Consider the following 18,625-nt stretch of genomic DNA (forward strand, 5'->3'; position numbering starts at 1 on the left):
AGTGTCCACCATATTTGGTGTCCACTATCCTCTCAGGAATTTCAGGATCTGCCAGACGGTGCTGAAATGACGCTTACAGGTTCATGAGAAACTTATCGGAGCCTTCATCGAAAAATACATGTTCCACTCATTGGATGCATCACCATTTATTGCTGCTGGAAGACAGAACCTGTTACGACGAAGTAAAATATTTACTGGCTCGCAAAGAGCGAAGATCGCCCTTACTGAAGCCATAAAAGCTTATTAAAAGTCTCAGGGCGTGAAGCGGACATTGGCAACTGTTTAACAGCTGTAAATGCATGACTAACAATGAGGTTCTTTAATCAATGGTGAGCAGGTCAGCTTCGCAGGGGAAATGAGGTTGCGATTTATAAAAAAGATCAGACATGCTCTGAATTAGTCTGATCCCTTTGAATCGCTTACAGAGAAGATTTAACAAATCATTCCAAACTGTCGATCACTTCACCCCATTTCTCAGCGTTATTGTAACTTCCGCTAGAAATGCAGTTGTTGTGATAGTGAACCGCATATTTAATACGCAAATTTTTAATCATCTCAGCATGGGCAGTGCAGAAAATAACATATACGAGAGCAACTATTACCTGTTCCGGGCCAGCACCCAGATGAGGTACAGCCTTTTTGAACGAAGGTGCTATATCTTCAAGAAGATAGGTGACACCTGAATTCTTTTTGCCTACATATGATTTTTCTGAACGGCGTCCTTCATATTCCATCTCATACAGGTGGAAGGGCAAATTATTCAACATATCTTTGGCAGAACCATTAAACGCAGATGCTCGATCAAAGAACTCAATGACGAACCAATAAATGTCCTGTTCCGTTGGGAGTTTCATTTCTAACTGGCGGGCCAGCTGTGACACCAAATTCATTGTCTGCTCATCGGTTTCTGGCAGTTTAGTTCTGATACCACCAATAATGATTGTATCTTTCTTAAGCCCAAAAAGACTGGCTAACCCCATATTATTTATCCTTTTATTGTGTGCTTCATTGGTCACCCCTCCATAACATGGAGGGTTTAAAAACATATTAATGCCATGCAATTCAGGAGCAGAGTCTGCGTATTTCGATTGAGAAATAATATATGAAACAATGGTGCATCTTGCTATCAGACAGAGTTCATCTGTGTAACCTGCCTGCTTCATGCTCGCAAATAAATGATTCAGACCATCAGTTATCTGATTTGCCGCATCCCCATCTTGTAATCTATGCAAACCGCCTGAAAACTCAGAGACCGGAACGCCACAACGTTTAACGAAGTCCTGGATATATTCATGCTCACTAGTACTGGCTGCGTCCAGTTCATAATTTATGACCTGCCGGGTTGCGTCTGTAGCTTTACAGACCGCAGCATAGAAACGGCATCCAGTTATCATTACCAGATATGGAAGCATTCTATCGATTGGCTGAGAGTTAAGAGCCAGGTTGGCTAAATGAGTTGTACCCAGCCCAGCCCTGTCCGCTGCCTCTAACATAAATAAGTAAGCTTTAGCGTTTGGATGGCCTGCATCTGCTGCTTTGTAGAAACACTCTGCCGCAAAATCTACATCGAACGGCTCTATCACACCCGATCCATTTAATATGGCCAGATTGTAAGTTGCTGAAACATGTCCTTTTTCGGCAGCCAACTTAAGACATTGATTGGCTTGGACATAATCTCTTTCAGCTAAAAATCTGACGCCTTTTTCATACTGTCTTTCAGTCAAGATATTGCTGCTTTTGAAAAATGGATGTTGAAACAGCGCCATATCCTTCCCTTAAATTTTTACCTGTTTTTTAAGAAAATGCCACGGGATAGTGACTGCAATTTCTGAGCTTACCATTTATTAATCTATATAAAAACAGAAGAAAGCAGCTATCAATGGTAGCGTCCCAGCTAACACTAATTCAAATTATCATCCACTGGAGTGGCACACTGGATTTGGCCACCTGACCAGAGGCGATATGCTCACCTCAAAACAACACAGGGCCCCAATGAAAAAAAGAAATTTCAGTCCAGAGTTCAAACGTGAATCCGCCCAGCTGGTTGTTGATCAGAACTACACTGTTGCTGATGCCGCCAGTGCTATGGATGTCGGTCTTTCAACGATGACGCGATGGGTAAAGCAGTTGCGTGATGAGCGACAGGGAAAAACGCCAAAAGCCTCTCCCGTCACTCCTGAACAAATTGAAATAAGTGAGCTCAGAAAAAAGCTACAACGTATTGAAACGGAAAACGAAATATTAAAAAAGACTACCGCGCTCTTGATGTCAGACTCCCTGAACAGTTCCCGTAATCAGGAAACTCAGAGCGCATTATCCTGTGGCCACACTCTGCCACGTGTTCGGGGTTCATCGAAGCAGCTACAAATACTGGAAAAACCGCCCTGAAAAGCCAGACGGCAGGCGGGCTGTATTACGCAGCCAGGTTCTGGAGCTGCATAACATCAGCCATGCCTCTGCCGGCGTAAGAAGTATCGCAACCATGGCAACGCTGAGAGGCTTTCGAATGGGGCACTGGCTTGCCGGCAAGCGCATGAAAGAGCTGGGGTTGGTGAGTTGTCAGCAGCCCACCCACCGGTATAAACGTGGTGGTCATGAACACATCGCTATCCCGAATCACCTTGCACGACAGTTCTCAGTGACAGAGCCTAATCAGGTGTGGTGCGGCGACGTGACGTATATCTGGACAGGCAGACGTTGGGCTTACCTCGCCGTTGTGCTCGACTTATTTGCAAGGAATCCGGTGGGCTGGGCGATGTCGTTCTCACCAGACAGCAGATTGACCATCAAAGCATTGGAAATGGCGTGGGAAAGCCGCGTCAAGCCAGCCGGGGTGATGTTCCACAGCGACAGTAATGATACCGGTGTCAGTTTTTATCATCACTCAGTTTGCCGTTTAACCCGATTGATGTGATTACTGATGCAGTGAAGACCTTCCCGCATCCTGACTCACACAGCGATCGACCTCTTGTGTCCTGCTCTGGACCCGTCGGTTGCTGGAAGCGCCTTCATACGAGGCATCTCCTCACCGTTACGCGTGACTCAAGAAGGGCCTGACGGCTTGTCTCGTTACTGTCCTGTCCGGATTATCTGTCTGGAGGTTCAACTCTGTTTCCTCACAGGAGTTCTGTTATGGCTGTTAAAGTTACCGAAGCCGCCATTGTGGGTGGCGTGGATACACATAAAGATCTGCACGTCGCCGCTGTCGTGGATCAAAACAATAAAATCCTTGGGACCCAGCATTTTTCCGCAACATGGCAAGATTACCGGTAGATGCTGGCATGAATAGCCTCATTTGGGGAACTAAAACGTATTGGTGTTGAGTGCACTGGTATCTATGGATCAGGCCTGCTTCGCTATTTGCAGAATGCCGGATTAGAAGTTCTTGAAGTGGCCGCATCAGACCGGATGGAGCGACGCAAACGGGGCAAAAGTGACACGATTGATGCTGAGTGTGCTGCTCATGCCGCATTCTCCGGATTAAGAGCCGTCACGCCCAAAACGCGCAATGAGATGATTGAATCTCTTCGTGTGTTAAAACCCTGCCGCAAAACAGCGATATCAGCCCGAAGAATCGCTCTCCAGATCATGCATTCTAATATTATCTCTGCATCGGATGAGCTACGTGAACAGCTCAGAAATATGACACGCATACAGCTCATCAGGACGCTGGGATCCTGGAGGCCTGATGCCAGTAAATGCCGTAATGTTGCAAACGTTTATCGCATAGCATTAAAGTCCCTCGCCCGACGCTATATAGAGTTGCACGACGAAATATCTGATCTGGATGTCATGATTGCGGCAATTGTCGACGAGTTGGTGCCTGATCTGATTAAACGTAATGCTATTGGATACGGAAGTGCTTCGCAGTTGCTGATCACGGCAGGAGACAATCCCCAACGACTACAATCAGAATCAAGTTTTGCAGCCCTGTGTGGTGCCAGCCCGGTTCCTGTCTCTTCAGGGAAAACACACCGTTACCGACTTAACCGGGGTGGAGATCGTGCTGCAAATAGTGTTCTTCACATCATTGCCATCGGACGTTTGCGAACTGACGATAAAACGAAGGAATATGCCGCCAGGCGAGTAGCCGAAGGGCATACAAAAATGGAAGCGATACGCTGTCTGAAGCGATATATCTCTCGCGAAGTTTATACATTACTGCGAAATAAAAAAAAGGCAGGTCAACAGCATCCCGATAACGGCTTGACTCTCAGAAGGCGTCAGTGGCGAGTTTCTTAACTATTCGGTAATGTTTCGTAATGCTAACAAATATCATGTGGACTATCATCTGAGGCGTGTTCACTTGGATGAGTCGTCTACTCATCCTCCAGAAAAGCATGACCTGTTACAGTGCGCGACGGAAAGGTGACCATAACTCTATCGCAGCTGGTAATTCTGCCTGATAAACCGGAGTAACACCGGCCAGAAACATCCCGTTTTAACTCACTAACAACGTTGAAAAAAATCATAGCCGCGTTATAAAAGTGGCGATGTCTCAGAATTACCTCGTCCATATCGCCGTACTGAATAAAAACTTCGATAAAATACAGTCAGTTCAGTTTCGTTGGCAGAGGACAAGGTCTGCGTGCACTCGGCATTATCGTTCGGGCGTTCATCTGTCACCAGGAGATTATAAACTTCAATATTTTCAGCGTCCCAGAGTTGTCTGAATCCGCCATGGAGATTCATTTTTGCCCCCCACCCTTTCAGAAGAGCATCTTTACTTAACACAAAATTTTTGAACAGTTTTTCTCCTACTCTCTCAGAAAAATAACACAAATCAATCTCACAGAAAACACATCACCTTTGTCGAGTCAAATTACTCATCATGTAAAATATCACACTAAAAAACACACAACAAATACAAAGCAATTACATTACCTTCAATTAAAAACAATTTTTTTATTTACTCCATTACATGACAACCCCATGAAAATAATAAAGAAGAATAAGAATAAGAATAAGAATAACACCACCTTATATCAGAAAACCACCCTGTTAAACTAAAAAATAACAATATAGATTCCTTAAGAAGACATACTCCTTATTTATACGCATTCATCAAAAAAATGAATTACGGAAATTTTACCTTCATTATTCTTCAGACTTCAGTGACGATATCACGGCAATATGGTTCTGTTTCGTGGTACAACGCCGGAAATACTCAGATTGTTAATCGACTCAGGCATTAATATTTACCATGTAAACAACCGGGGGGAGACCTGCTTTTCCATCAGTGGCATAATGAATAATTTTCCGCCATTCTCATTAAACCCGGGGTGGATGTTAACAGTACAGATAATGGCGGACAAACGCTTCTTTACCGGTTGTTCAGGCATGACAGCCTTGATTACTGGGTAAATGCGGGTTGTGTGACCTTAACCACAGGGATAATAACGGTAACACTGCACCTGTCAGACAGAAAAGAGATTGTGTATGATTATAAATTAAGCGCTATCATTCGTCATATCGATAAGACAGATAACCCGCCCCCATTCTGTTCAGACATCTTTCTGCTGAAGGGTTATCCCTGATAGATTTACTTCATCAGAAAGGGCTTAACTTTACCATTGCTGAACACTGTATCTTTTCGCTGTATGTAAAAGACATGAAAGAATTTTGGGGGAAACTAAAAACATACACGGATATCAGCCATGTTCATTTTTAGAATGATAAAAACAAACACATTTGCAGCCATACCGGCTTTGAAATCATCAAATGGTTTATCCGGAATGGTATCAGAATGGATGACGACATTCTCAGAAAACGTGCCGATTCTGATGAAGTCTTTGATTATATAGCAGGAAGAGAGAAAAAGGGCTTATTCAGGGTCATGATACCTGAACTTACCCTGGCACCGAAGCGAAAAAGGATATGAAATTTCTGCATTAATCATTCCTTATCCGTACTGAAAGGTTTCATTCGTGATAAATAATCTGATAAATACTGCCGGGTAAGCTTTCTGAAAAATATCTTGCTCATTTTATCACTTACTGATTATTTGCATTATTTGCACCGCAGCGACTTGACTTATTTATTTCATCCGTTATCTGTAGTTATAAGCCTATAAAATAAGGATAGACATGAATAACAATATAAATAATGACGAGGACATAACCAGGGTGACAAGACGCGGTAAATTCCATACAGACAAACTTCCGCCTGATGAAATACGAACCCACTGCGTCAGTGTCAGATTAAATGAAGAAGAATTAATTATTCTCGACAGTAAAAGGGGCCAGTACAAAAAAGGTGAATGGCTAAGAATGGCTTCCCTGAACAAACTCCCGCCGGTACTGCCTGAAATAAACCGTGAGGCATGGATTAAACTCGGCAGCCTTTCCCGGGATTTAAATTACCTGCTGAATCATCTCGACAGCAAAAGCCCTGACAGCGAACTCACACGTACCGAACTCTTTGCCCTCCGCAGGCAAATACAGGTGCTTCGTGAGCACCTCCTCCCCTCCGTCTTCCGGAGTCAGACCGATGAAAGGCATGCAGAAAATAAAGCGAGGTAAACAGTTCGCCGGCGTGGTTTTCTACAGTCTGAAACCAGGTGCTCATCACAGGGTCACGCCTTATGTTACTGGTGGCAATATGACCGGCAGTACAGCTGCAGAACTCATCAGTGAGTTTGAACACGCCGGGCAGCTACGACCTGATGTTGCCAGACCTGTCTGGCATAATTCACTTCGTCTCCCGAAAGGAGAAACACTCTCCGTCAGAAAGTGGACCGCATTTGCTGACGATTACATGGCCCGGATGGGGTTCACGGAAACACACCTGCGTTGTTATATCCTGCATGACGATACCGACGGGCAGCATATCCATATTATTGCCAGTCGCATTAACCTGGCCGGTGGAAAGCTGTACCTGGGAAAAAATGAAAATCTTATCAGTACCCGGATTATCAGCGAGCTGGAACGCGTGCACGGGCTCACTGAAACGACACCCGCCACAGGCAGCCGTCGCAGGGATAAAGGTAAACCGTCCCGCAATGAGCTGAAGATGGCTGAACGAACGGCAACGCCCTGCCCCAGGTCTGCCCTGCAGGGTCTGATTGATAATGCCTTAACCGACCGCCCCGATTTACTGACCTTTGTCCGGCTGCTGCAACAGGCTGGCGTGAGCTGCAAACCCAGTATCGCGTCGACGGGAAAAATGAACGGGTTCTCTTTTCAGTACCAGGGCATTGCCTTTAAAGCCTCTCAGCTCGGTAAAAAATATGGCTGGTCTTCCCTGCAAACGCTGATTGATTTCGTGCCGGAACATCTGACTTTACTGAAACAGGTACAAAAGCCAACAGTACCCGCATTAGTGCCAGTGCCAGTGCCAGTGCCAGTGCCAGTGCCAGTGCCAGTGCCAGTGCCAGCATACGAACCTGAAGAACAGGCGGTAAACCGGGAAACGATTCTGGAGAAAATCCTTCAGCTTGAAGAAAAAATTCGTCTGGAAAGGCAACAGGAGACAGCGGGTATCATTCAGCTCAGGAGCGAACTGCACAATACAGCCCGTCAGATACCCCGCCAGCGTCGTCTGCATGCCTGGCTTGTCGTGCTCAGCCATCTTGTGGTACTTCTCAGGCGCATGGGCCTGTCTCTGTTGCATGCCACAGCACACCCTTTCTGCCAGATTCAGCACCTGCACCTTCTGACACCGAATTATTTCAGGGAAGAAACTCCTCTTAAGGAACAATCAGTTAGAAAAAACCACTCTCGCCAGCCACAAATCAAATAGCCTACAAATCAATGATAGTCAATGAATTATTGATCGTTTTTATAGATCGATAATTAAGATACAATAGTTTATACCTATCACAAGACAATCATCGATCGGTACAAGCAATTTTACTAAAGCGATTCCTTCATCGAAAATGCTCAAAAAGACATCAGCTTAAACCAACTCCGGGAGTCGCAATGAGTAACCATACCGTGCAGTGCCCCTTTTGTTTTAAAGAAAGTCCTCACGGTGTACAAATTTGCACCGGGTGTCATGCAAAAGTGGTTTACGGTGAATGCCCTGTCACTGTCGCCATTCTGTTCGGGATCGCTGTGATGATCGTGGCTTACTTAGCAGGTTCATGGACTGAAAATTTTATCGTCTCTGTCATCGTTTTTTTTGGCTGTATATTTATTCTTAAGTACCAGCTTAAAAAAGTTTATGCAGAGCGAATTCTGTTTATTCAACGAAATTGATTTCACACGCTATAAAATTTTAAAATGAGAGAATTTATGAGCAGATTCATTGCTACTGCATTTTTTATTTCCGTTTTCCTTATTTCCGGATGCTCAACGTCAGGTAACCAGCATCTCAAAAACGAAACATCACAAAGTCTGCAGTCGAAAATCATTAAAAATAAAACCACGAAATCAGAAATTACTGCCAGTCTGGGTGAGCCTGACATCCGAACCACGCTGGACAGTGGTAATGAAAAATGGATTTATTTTATGAATAACAATCAGTTTGATGCCACGACCTTCATTCCGGTCGTCGGACTGCTGACGGGCGACTCCCATACGCAGGCAAAAACACTGGAAATTGAATTCAAAGGGGAAACGGTCAGCAAATGGACGTTTTCTGAAAACAACAGCAGGATGAAAACGGGTCTTATTCAGTAACTCACCTTACAGCCAGGGATCTATTTATGAAAACCTATGCCGTTATCACACTCGTTACCGCAGCCTTGTTGCTGAGTGGCTGTAACAGTGAACCTTCAGAGCAGGAAATTTACAATGCCATGAATAAAATCGTGGCGCAGACGAATGCCGTCATAAAATCCATGGCAGGAAACGCTGTCACGCCTGACATGCTGCGGACGTTAAACACCGTCAAAAAACACGACTGTGTCAGAGAGTCGGATAGAAGCTATAAGTGTAATGTGACAGCTGTTGTCGATAACGAGAAACGCACCGCTGCTGTCACGCTGATCAGAACAGATGATGGCTGGCAGGTCATTGACAGGTAAGACCGCCACAAAACCCGTCCAGGTCAGGATACCGGATGACAGGCTCCTGCTTTTTGCCCCGGACCGGTACAGCGCCACGAACAGGACAACGCAGTGAAACCTTGTGGAGATACGACGTCGCCATCACACTGCATTGTCCTTAACCCCCCTGAATCCTCACAGTCTTTTCCTGCCACCCGGACGTGGTGGTGTGTATGCCATCGAACGCGAGATACGCCCTCTCTCATACTGTGCCAGTAAATCAGCATAGATGCGCTCAGCCTCATCAGGGTCTTTTGAAATATAGTTCACAAGCGAGTTCAGGGACTGAAGCAGTGAGCCGCCGCTGGTGAGCTGCCTGAGCAGGTTGCCGTTGAGACAGGATACAACACCAATAAACATCTGCATGATATTATCCACGTGAAAGCACGAATTGCTGTACTGTGCCCGGGCATAAAAATACTTCAGGTGATAACCGACAAACAGCATATAGAACTTACGGTAGAATTCATTATTATTAGCCTGTTCACGATGCCGGAGAATATATTTATCAACCACCCGTATAAATTTTTCCTCCTGTGTCAGGGTATCGTTATTACGCATAATCCACTCCTTTTTTGGTTTTTATAATTAAGTACTATCAGGTCTGGGTATAAAATCAATACATACGCGAAAATAATTTTGTTTTTCCTGATAAGAAATACATTTTTATCAAAACAATCCCGGCAACTGACATTACCAGGATTATTCAGAAAAAACAAAAATACAGATATTTTCTTTCGCCTGCAGTGTCATTTCCATTGCCCAGATAAAAACCTCAGGAATATTTTTAACAGGGTGCTTTGCACCGGCTTCCGCCCGTGACGCCGGACAGACATGACATTTCGCGTTTCCCCCAAAAGGCAAAGCACTGCAGATAAATATCACATGCAGCGCCGCTGAGTGCCCACAGCACTCACCCGCTGAAGCAGAAAGATTTTTCCGGTGGGTTTCCGGCGTGAGCCGTATTCTGACTACCGGTAAGCCACTGTTATCAGACGACCTGCGCGAAGCGTATTACATTCAGTATGTATAACACGGCAGCAACGTACTGAAGCCCGCTGGCGCAACATGCAGGTGGCGCTGGCTTCATTAACAGAAAGAATAAAACAGGAAGCAAACCAGCAATGACAGTGCTTACCGGGGAGTACTCATATGCATTTTGTGGCAATCAGGAGCGAAGCTGTGGTTTCTTATTTCTTTATTATTCTTTTATCTTGCAAAACGAAATGAAAAACAAATCAATTAAATCAACAAATTACCACACCATCATGGTTATATATTTCACCACCAAAAATTATTCATCTCATAACAGGGGATGGTAAAATTTACCCCCCATCGTAATAACTCTCATAACCTGTTCTGTTCCTGTCTGATATTCCCGACAGACAGAAAATTAAAAAATAATTATATTTTATCAAAATACTGTTGACAATAAACATTAATATGCCATAAGTGATATCACAATAATAAAAAAGGAGGCATTATGTCAGACACAAATATCATTTTAACCAGACAACAAAAAGCCGTTATCGCAAAAGCCCTTGGCGTCAGCCCGGAAGAATTAGAAGAAATCAGTGTCAAAACCAGCACGCACAAAAAGACGTCCTTTCGTGACGACTTTTCGCTGATATTCAAAGGTAACATTGCCTCGCTCGCCAGAATGAAGCTGACGCCCACGTCGTTTAAAATTGTTATCTATCTCTTTTCAGTCCTTGATTACGGGAACATTCTGGTGAATTTCTCACAGGCCAGAATAGCAAAAGAACTCGGACTATGTAAATCCAATGTTTCACGTGCATTCAGGGAGCTCTTTGACAAAAAAATACTGCTCAGGGATGCTCCTGATGGTCATGTCTACCTGAATTCGAACCTATGTGTCAAAGGTATTCCTCACCGCTTTAATGAAGAGCAGATGGATAAGTTCAGAAAATCCAGGGCAGAGACTGAGGATTTTGACAATGCCTTCAGTCTTTATCATTCCGGAAGAAAAACAAAGACGACCGGAAAAACCAGAAATATTTCGCCGGCAGACGATATCCCGTTCTGACCGGGCACCTGAGTCGGTTATACCCCGGAGTCTCCCCTTATCGCCGCAGACTCGCCCACAAAGTATTACAACACATTATGTGTTGCAAAACGAGCGCGACGATAACTGACCTGCTGTGTTGTGGTATACTATGGAAGGTTTATCCAATAATGCATTAGGCATTAAAGTTACAGGCAGCGATGGAACGGTGAAACAGCCTGACGGGTGAATCAGGATAATAATAAATTGACTCAGACAGCCACAATCAGGGCATTTTAATATTTTAAACAGCCACTCATGAAAGTATCCGGTAATAATAACACAGGTGTATTATGTATATTCTTCCCTGCGTTTGCTGTCCCGGATGGCATCATCCAGATCCGTCTTCATCCGCTCAATTTCAGTCCGCATCACTGTCAGGTGACGTCCGGGAACAGCCGGCATTGAGCATGCCTTCTGATAACGCATTTCTGCTGCTGCCAGCCGGATACGTTTGCCACGCAGACGCTTCTCATTTTCAGTCATACATTACTCCATTCAGGAAAGTATATTCTTGTTCAACAGTATTATCCCGTATTTTGTCTGGCATATCCTGAAGAAGAGAAACCTTACCAGACGAGGAAGATATGGCAATCCCTTGTAATATCATTTCAGGAAAAATCCTGGAACAGATATTTACAGCATGGCGGTTGCCTGGCATCATAATAATGATATTGCCAGTGATGTATTTGCAGTATTTCTGCTGCGAATGCGACATGATCACAATATTACCGGACAATCGTCTTTCCGTTGACGATTTTCAGATATATACTCTGAAATTTATTTTTTGATGAATGGCATAAAATGAGATTTGGAGTATGGTGTAAATTTCAGCCCTCAGGATAATGCCTGCAACACCGGAAGAACACCTGAAGAGACAGCATTCTGGAAAAAAAGCCCCGGCCTGGGGGCAAATCAGAGTGAGGCGGTTCTTATTATCGCAGTTCTTATATACTACTCCTGAAGGACCTTACCAGCCCTGGCGCACAGAGCAAGTCCTTATCCGGATTTTTTGAGTTATTTCTTATGGATTAAGATTAATCCTGGTTCATTACCAGAGCTGCTCCAGCGCACCGCGTTATGATTACCGGTTTCCCGGTTTATTTGAGGGTAATCCACCGTTACAGTTTCGTGCAATCTGCAGGCTCTGTCAGCGCATATGGTACAACCCAGGATTCAGAGGGACGGCTTTGGAAGCCCCGCACCATCATTGCCGGCATCAATCCATTTTTCAGGTATCTGAGGAAATGTTCCATCAGATTATTGGCGTTTCCGGCAGTTTCCTGATTTACCTCGCCCCTCCTGTATCCGGTACAAGTCTTCAGGGCATGACAGAAGCGTATGCATAAAGTCAGAAACGAAAAACCAACCAGGGCGAAACCCGTTATTCTTCAGATTGTCCCTCAAAGGGGGTCTCATGCAGAACAAAGACCTGTCAGACTTTACGAAAGCAGGAAGACCCGGCTGAACTACCTGTTCCGGAATGACCTGGTCTGCTGATGCTGGCTGACAAAGCTCAGGTAAAATACAGACCAGTTTTGCCCGGGAAGAGCCGTCAATGACGTTTTCGTCTCCGGGACTTTTTCTCATCGACGAGAGATTCAAGAGATTCCTGCAGCTCTGCGTTGATGGTTATTTCCGTATCACCATACTTCAACAGACCATACAGCATAAACATAAAAACATTTGAAAATTCAGTTTCTCCTTCACTGTTTAAGTACTTCCGGCACGACTCAATCGCTTCCTTCATATCATCCGTAGAGGCAATAAAGGTGCAGACAAAAGTTTTATCATCCGGAACCGTAAATTCGTTAACCATATTAAATCTCCTTTGCTGACGGGAAAGGGAACATTCAGCCTGCATAGCGCAATGACGAAGAATATCTTTACAGCTGACATTAATTTGTCCTGACGGAACCATCAACGGCGTAAAAACAGGGCTGCAGACATTTTTCTCTGTCGCCGCCCTGTCTTTCTCAGGAAGAAATCACTTCTTTTTTCCGCCCGCGTTTTTTTCATCGACCAGATGTGCAATATATTTCGCCACATCCGTGTCTGTTGTTATTTCTGTACCCTCTTCATACGCTACAGAAAACAATATAAAAATAAGGGTCTGCATAAAACAGGCTTCTCCCCCCGGAACAGAATAATCGCGATAATCCTCAGCCGCCCTGTCAATATTTTCCCGGGAAGTCACAAATGAACAAACAAACTCTTTACCTTGCGCAACGGAAATATAAATATTCATATTATTTCTCCTGTATTCATTGATTTCAAACCTGAATATTTATATCTCTTTCAGGTTCATCTGTATTTACGGATATTATGACTGCATATATATTCTGAGTTTTCAGGGCTGTTGTCGCCATTCAGGTGGTGCTCGTGCACTCCCTGAATACCACTGCCTTTTTTTATAACCTGAGTTGTCATTTTTCATAAAATACTCCGGACTCAGGCTGCATGCTGACGTGAGCGGTCAATAACGGACTGGATCCACGCATCAATTTCACTTTCAATAAAAGCAATGGATCGGCTTCCTGTTTTAACAGGCTGAGGAAAATGCCCTTCACGGATAAGGCGATAAATCCAGGCCTTGCCATAACCAGTTTTATGCAAGACTTCGGGAAGACGGAGCAGACGAATATTTTTATTGTTCATTTTATTTTCCTCAATATTGTTTCAGTGAGGAGGACAATACAGGAGAACGGAAATAAAAAGCAGTGAACTTCGGAGATGTATTCTGAGGGGGTTACGTGTGATGTCAGTTTCAGGGAATTTCGTTCAGCCGAAATTCCCCTTTTATGGCATCGATGGCCGGTTAGCTCTGGTCACGCGCTGCCAGTTTAAGAACATCAGAGACCTTAATATCTTTCAAGTGACTGTTTTTATTAATAAAAAAATAAAACTGTCGAATAAAATCAAGTGTTGCTGCTTTCATTGCCAGTGGTCTGTCAGTGTCTTTAATATGCTCTTCAGATCGTATGTCTTCATCATCCAGTGTGTACAACAAACGGGACAACACGATATCTGAGACACGAACCCCCTGTTCCTGTGCCCAGATAAGAATATCAAGCATCGGTATGATACGGTTGTTGATAATTTTTTTAATCGTGCCATATCCGAATCTGATGGCCTCAATAGGGTCAGGGGAAATATGTTTCACTTTACGCCACTGTGGCAAAACTGCTTTCAGAGATTCAGCTATTTCCTCATCGGTACCACTGGCTAAATCCACTTCAAACATGACAGTCCGATCAAATAGATCAGGCATGCCATCACCAATTAGCTTTTTTGCAAAATGCCTGTTCAGTATATATTCGTCATCTCCCTGCCATAAAAAGATCCCCCGCTGCATAGCAACAATACTGAGTTCCACAAGCCGTTCAGTTGTGGGCAGCAGCAAGTGAGGAGGTTGAAACAGGCGATAAAAAGGATCCATATAGCCCAGTCGTTCAGCTGGAACAAGAAAAGGGTTACCGTTGTAAATGCTGTTCCGGTTATTCATGACAATCTCTTCTTCATAGTCTTCATACTGCTCTTTGAAAAAGAATGTCCTTACCCACAACTCGTGAAACAAAAGGATCAAAGTCAAATCTTCAAATTTTTTGTAGCTTTCAATGTCAAACCACTTTTTTAGCTCTTTTGTGTGTGTCGTATTCCAGTTTTGCATGTGATCTCCATGTTCAGGACTGCTTCTGCCCATCATAGGTGACTTACGCAGGGAGCGAAAGCCATCCGCTTTTCGTGAGCACAATTTTTGAAATACTACTCTGTCCGTTCGACGCTAAACGTCTAACCGTGCCTACTGTTCATAACACTGAAGCGCTCCACTTGCATGACCTGATCCTACCCACGTAATGTAGACACGGCCTTAAGCGAGATTCTGGTTTTCAAATTGTTCCGGGCTGAGACCGCCACAGGCACTGTGGCGACGCCAGCGATTGTAATCGCACTCGATATAATTAAATACCGTCGTCCGCATTATTTCCCGGCGGGCAAAGCGCTCGCCGTGGATACATTCCACCTTCAGTGAGTGGAAGAAGCTTTCCACGCAGGCGTTGTCGTAACAGCACCCTTTTGCGCTCATACTGCCACGCAGGTTATGCCGTTTCAGTAAGGCCTGGTAATCCGCTGAACAGTACTGGCCGCCCCTGTCTGTATGAACAAGGACATTTTCCGGGCGTTTACGCCGCCGCAACGCCATTTGCAACGCATCGCAGGCCAGTTGTGCCGTCATCCGCGACGACATCGACCAGCCGATAACTGACCGGGACCACAGGTCGATAACGACCGCAAGGTAAAGCCAGCCTTCATCTGTTCGTAAGTACGTGATGTCACCCGCCCACTTCTGGTTCGGGCCGCTGGCGATAAGGTCCTGCTTCAGCAGGTTTTCCGATACTGGCAGGCCGTGCGCACGGTAGCTGGCCGGACTGAACTTCCGGCAGGCTTTTGCCCTCAGCCCCTGACGACGCAGGCTGGAGGCGATGGTTTTCACGTTGTATTCCGGCAGTTCGGCTGCAAGACGCGGCGCACCATACCGTTGTTTTGCCGCATGGATGCCTTGTGAACAGCATTATCGCAGTTAAGGCGGAACTGCTGACGCGGGCTGACCTGATAACGGCGCAGACGCCGGGTATACCAGCCGCTGCGGGCGACACGCAGAACCCGACACATGGCCTTGATGCTGAACTCAGCCTGATATTTTTCGATAAAGACATACTTCATTTCAGGCGCTTCGCGAAGTATGTCGCGGCCTTTTGGAGAATGGCCAGCTCCTCATCGCGTTCTGCCAGTTGTCGCTTTAACCGGGCATTTTCTGCGGCCAGTTCACTTTCACGTTCTGAAGAGGTCATTTGTTGCTGTTGCTTACTGCGCCAGGTATAGAGCTGCGATTCATAAAGACTGAGCTGGCGGGCAGCGGCAGCGACGCCGATGCGCTCAGCCAGTTTCAGGGCTTCATCGCGGAATTCAGGCGTGTGTTGTTTACGGGGCTTCTTGCTGGTTGATGCCGGTTTTGTCATGAGTCACCTCTGGTTAAGAGTTTACTCACTTAATCGCGTGTCCACTATTGCTGGGTAAGATCAGACCATACCTGTTGGCGTAAATTGACTGCTGGCGTTTCTGATGTTTCCATGGGTGGTTTGTTAAAATTTTACTTCCTTACATCAGAAACGCCTGTCCTCTCTGTTGCATTTCTCAGAATTTCTGATATTTAATGAATTTAAACATTTTTTCATGGGGGTGTTTATGGACTTAGTTACGTCATTATTACAAAGGGGGTTATTAGAAAGGGCATTAGACCTTGCCATTTCTGAATCATTCTTCAATTCAAGATCACCTGATGATATAAAGCATGCTTTAAAAGCTGGCTATGATATTAATGCTGTTAACAGTAACGGCAACAATGCCATTTTTGGCTGTAGAACCCCTGAAGCACTGGATTTTCTGCTCAGCCATGAAATTAATATACACCATATTAACGAGCAGGGGCAAAATGCTCTCTTTCATCAAAAAAATCCGGAAATACTAAAGAAGCTGATTGAACTGGGTTTAGACACCTCGCATACAGATGCTAAAGGCTATACCTGCATTTTTGAACATTACAGGGATGCTGAAGGACTACAAGTATTACTTAATGCAGGTTGTGAAATAAATCACGTCGATAACAGAGGAAGAAATATTCTCTTCCTCCCCCTCTCCCCTGATGTTTTATCCATAGCAATAGATGCTGGATGCAATGTCAACCATATTAATCATGCAGGAAAAGGGTTTATTGAAGAGGAATATAATGATGAACTATACAAGATCATTCTCTTAAATATTGATAAATTTGAAAGAAGAGTGTTGCATGTAGATTTTTGCAATCCCAGCTCAGTCTTTTTTTTGTCTGAGCTCTCTAAACATGGATTCAAAATAAAGCTCAATAAAGACCGTTTTGCCATTAACAGTTACATTAGTGACTACAAAGCGATTCTAAGCACTCTTGATTATATCAGTGATATTCAAGATGTTAATTTCTATAAGTATAAAGGTGGCCCCCTATACAAAGATATCGATAAGCGAATTGTAAAGTGGATGATAAGAAATAAGTTCCTCATTGATCTAACCAAAATTTCTGATAATAAAAATCATGATGATATATTAAAATACAAAATCAATTACGAGCAAAAAGAAATATCGAGTCATTTAATACCTGCTAAAAATAAATCTGCAACAGTCAAAAACGGTGGAAGGCTGTGAGATTTTATATGTGAGATTCATTCGCATCCTTTCATCATACTGCCCCAGTATGAACAAAGAAATTTAGCATCAACTATATTGTGAATTGATCTATGATACGTATGGTACTTAGGGTCTGATTCTCCTGACGGGTGATGTGGAAATTGTAGGCAATTTGAAAATATCCCTTATCGTTTAGTGAACTTGCCTATCATTCTCCGGGCGATTTTTGTTACAAGCACTCGCACTGGATCATCACATCTGGAAATAAAAAAATGAGATTAAAGCTTATTAGATGTATTCAGCAAATGCCATCTCTGATAGCCAGTATAAATATCATGCCAGGTTCTGATCTCCTGATTGTGTTCTCGCGCCCAATTTTTCATAGAAATAGTATCCATTATGATCATAAAAGCATATCCTTCCCTAAAGTAGCTCAGGTTTATCTGGCTGAAACTATGACGCTAAACCATTAGGGAATCTGGAAAAGTAAATACGATGTGATTTGTTAGCTTGATCGCATTGTAAGCCCCCGCCACTGTCGATATTGCTTGAACACCATTGGCAAATAGATCGATAGTCCCTACGGAGAGACAAGGACATATGCCAGCTTACGTTGTCCAGAAACTTCCGCCATAAGCGGACATTTATATATCAAATCCAATTATTTTAATCTGACTCAGTTCTACTAAATTTCAAACACTTGGTTAGCTGCTGCCGTTACAAAGGTTACATACGCAGAGATAAAAACAACAATATTCGGCTCAACTGGTGTGTTCAGTCCTAATGCGAGCCTATCTTTTTATACTGGAATTAACCAACACCGTTATATTGGTAATGAAAAGGTCTGTTTAACAATTTCACTTGGTACATCAGTTTTGACATTCTGTATGCCATTTTTACGGGTAAGGTGGGTGGACTGAAAACGCCTGTAGTCATCAAGGTCGGCAACAACTACTCTCAGCAGTGCATCGCTTTCTCCTAACATAATGTAACATTCCACCACTTCCTCAAGTTGTCGCATTGCGTCAATGAAAAGTTTGATAGTTTCTGCATCTTGTGCAGTCAGCCACACCCTGGCGAACATCGAAAGCTTCAACCCCACTCTGGTCTGGTCAATAACAGCTACATACTGGCTAATGATGCCGGACTCTTCCAGGTTTCTGACACGTCTCAGGCATGGGGAAGGTGACAAGCCAATCCTCTTTGCCAGTTCGTTATTTTGTATGCGACCATCCTTTTGGAGTTCCCGAATGATTCTCTTATCAATATTATCTATGAATCGCCACGGATAATCTAGACACTTCCGAGCCGTTGATAATAGTGGTTTTCATATTCTGTCGGTGACATCT

At 44.1% G+C, this 18,625-nt stretch carries 15 protein-coding genes and 3 pseudogenes; 9 read left to right on the forward strand and 9 right to left on the reverse strand.

Annotated elements, in window-relative coordinates:
- Positions 1–440: 440 nt before the first annotated feature.
- Positions 441–1,766 (reverse strand): tetratricopeptide repeat protein, encoded by a 1,326-nt coding sequence (locus CHU32_RS26575; protein ID WP_103678768.1) that lies wholly within the window; start codon positions 1,764–1,766, stop codon positions 441–443.
- 226 nt (positions 1,767–1,992) lie between these two features.
- On the opposite strand from CHU32_RS26575, the pseudogene CHU32_RS26580 reads away from it, so the two are divergent.
- The 7 genes and pseudogenes from CHU32_RS26580 to CHU32_RS26615 form a co-directional block, all read left to right on the forward strand.
- Positions 1,993–2,851, forward strand: a pseudogene (locus CHU32_RS26580) (IS3 family transposase); the annotation flags it as partial.
- A gap of 281 nt (positions 2,852–3,132) precedes the next feature.
- Positions 3,133–4,210, forward strand: a pseudogene (locus CHU32_RS26590) (IS110 family RNA-guided transposase).
- A 1,876-nt stretch (positions 4,211–6,086) separates the two neighbouring features.
- A complete protein-coding gene (locus CHU32_RS26595) occupies positions 6,087–6,521 on the forward strand; it encodes an ATP-binding protein (protein WP_103678769.1) in 435 nt (144 codons plus the stop codon).
- Complete coding sequence (locus CHU32_RS26600; protein ID WP_103678770.1) at positions 6,490–7,740, forward strand: relaxase/mobilization nuclease domain-containing protein; 1,251 nt, start codon at positions 6,490–6,492, stop codon at positions 7,738–7,740. The genes CHU32_RS26595 and CHU32_RS26600 overlap by 32 nt, the downstream gene beginning before the upstream one ends.
- Positions 7,741–7,919: 179 nt before the next feature.
- A complete protein-coding gene (locus CHU32_RS26605; protein ID WP_103678771.1) occupies positions 7,920–8,198 on the forward strand; it encodes a hypothetical protein in 279 nt (92 codons plus the stop codon).
- Positions 8,199–8,234: 36 nt separating this feature from the next.
- A complete protein-coding gene (locus CHU32_RS26610) occupies positions 8,235–8,621 on the forward strand; it encodes a hypothetical protein (RefSeq protein WP_103678772.1) in 387 nt (128 codons plus the stop codon).
- 26 nt (positions 8,622–8,647) lie between these two features.
- Positions 8,648–8,968 (forward strand): cell wall-binding protein, encoded by a 321-nt coding sequence (locus tag CHU32_RS26615; RefSeq protein WP_103678773.1) that lies wholly within the window; start codon positions 8,648–8,650, stop codon positions 8,966–8,968.
- A 156-nt stretch (positions 8,969–9,124) separates the two neighbouring features.
- On the opposite strand, the gene CHU32_RS26620 is transcribed toward CHU32_RS26615, so the two are convergent.
- Positions 9,125–9,550, reverse strand: coding sequence for a hypothetical protein (locus tag CHU32_RS26620; protein WP_103678774.1), 426 nt, complete (start codon positions 9,548–9,550; stop codon positions 9,125–9,127).
- A gap of 922 nt (positions 9,551–10,472) precedes the next feature.
- Between CHU32_RS26620 and CHU32_RS26635 the strand changes: the two genes are divergently transcribed.
- Positions 10,473–11,036, forward strand: a complete 564-nt coding sequence (locus tag CHU32_RS26635) for a helix-turn-helix domain-containing protein (RefSeq protein ID WP_103678777.1) — start codon at positions 10,473–10,475, stop codon at positions 11,034–11,036.
- A 309-nt stretch (positions 11,037–11,345) separates the two neighbouring features.
- Here the strand turns inward: CHU32_RS26635 and CHU32_RS26640 are convergent, their stop codons facing one another.
- The 6 genes and pseudogenes from CHU32_RS26640 to CHU32_RS26665 form a co-directional block, all read right to left on the reverse strand.
- Positions 11,346–11,540 carry a hypothetical protein gene (locus CHU32_RS26640; protein WP_103678778.1) on the reverse strand — a complete coding sequence of 65 codons (195 nt, stop codon included), beginning with the start codon at positions 11,538–11,540 and terminating at the stop codon, positions 11,346–11,348.
- A gap of 1,069 nt (positions 11,541–12,609) precedes the next feature.
- Positions 12,610–12,873: a hypothetical protein gene (locus CHU32_RS26645; protein WP_103678779.1), complete on the reverse strand. Its 264-nt coding sequence runs from the start codon at positions 12,871–12,873 to the stop codon at positions 12,610–12,612.
- Positions 12,874–13,041: 168 nt separating this feature from the next.
- Positions 13,042–13,302, reverse strand: coding sequence for a hypothetical protein (locus tag CHU32_RS26650; RefSeq protein ID WP_103678780.1), 261 nt, complete (start codon positions 13,300–13,302; stop codon positions 13,042–13,044).
- Positions 13,303–13,505: 203 nt separating this feature from the next.
- Entirely contained in the window at positions 13,506–13,712 is a 207-nt protein-coding gene (locus tag CHU32_RS26655) for a helix-turn-helix transcriptional regulator (protein WP_103678781.1), read from the reverse strand.
- A gap of 160 nt (positions 13,713–13,872) precedes the next feature.
- Positions 13,873–14,724 carry a DUF6387 family protein gene (locus CHU32_RS26660; RefSeq protein WP_103678782.1) on the reverse strand — a complete coding sequence of 284 codons (852 nt, stop codon included), beginning with the start codon at positions 14,722–14,724 and terminating at the stop codon, positions 13,873–13,875.
- A gap of 201 nt (positions 14,725–14,925) precedes the next feature.
- Positions 14,926–16,075: pseudogene (locus tag CHU32_RS26665) on the reverse strand (IS3 family transposase).
- A 226-nt stretch (positions 16,076–16,301) separates the two neighbouring features.
- Between CHU32_RS26665 and CHU32_RS26670 the strand changes: the two are divergent.
- Positions 16,302–17,294, forward strand: coding sequence for an ankyrin repeat domain-containing protein (locus tag CHU32_RS26670; protein ID WP_103678783.1), 993 nt, complete (start codon positions 16,302–16,304; stop codon positions 17,292–17,294).
- An 805-nt stretch (positions 17,295–18,099) separates the two neighbouring features.
- On the opposite strand, the gene CHU32_RS26675 is transcribed toward CHU32_RS26670, so the two are convergent.
- Positions 18,100–18,552 carry an Lrp/AsnC family transcriptional regulator gene (locus CHU32_RS26675; protein WP_103678784.1) on the reverse strand — a complete coding sequence of 151 codons (453 nt, stop codon included), beginning with the start codon at positions 18,550–18,552 and terminating at the stop codon, positions 18,100–18,102.
- Positions 18,553–18,625: the final 73 nt, after the last annotated feature.

This window comes from Superficieibacter electus, assembly GCF_002915575.1.
Taxonomy (GTDB): domain Bacteria; phylum Pseudomonadota; class Gammaproteobacteria; order Enterobacterales; family Enterobacteriaceae; genus Superficieibacter; species Superficieibacter electus.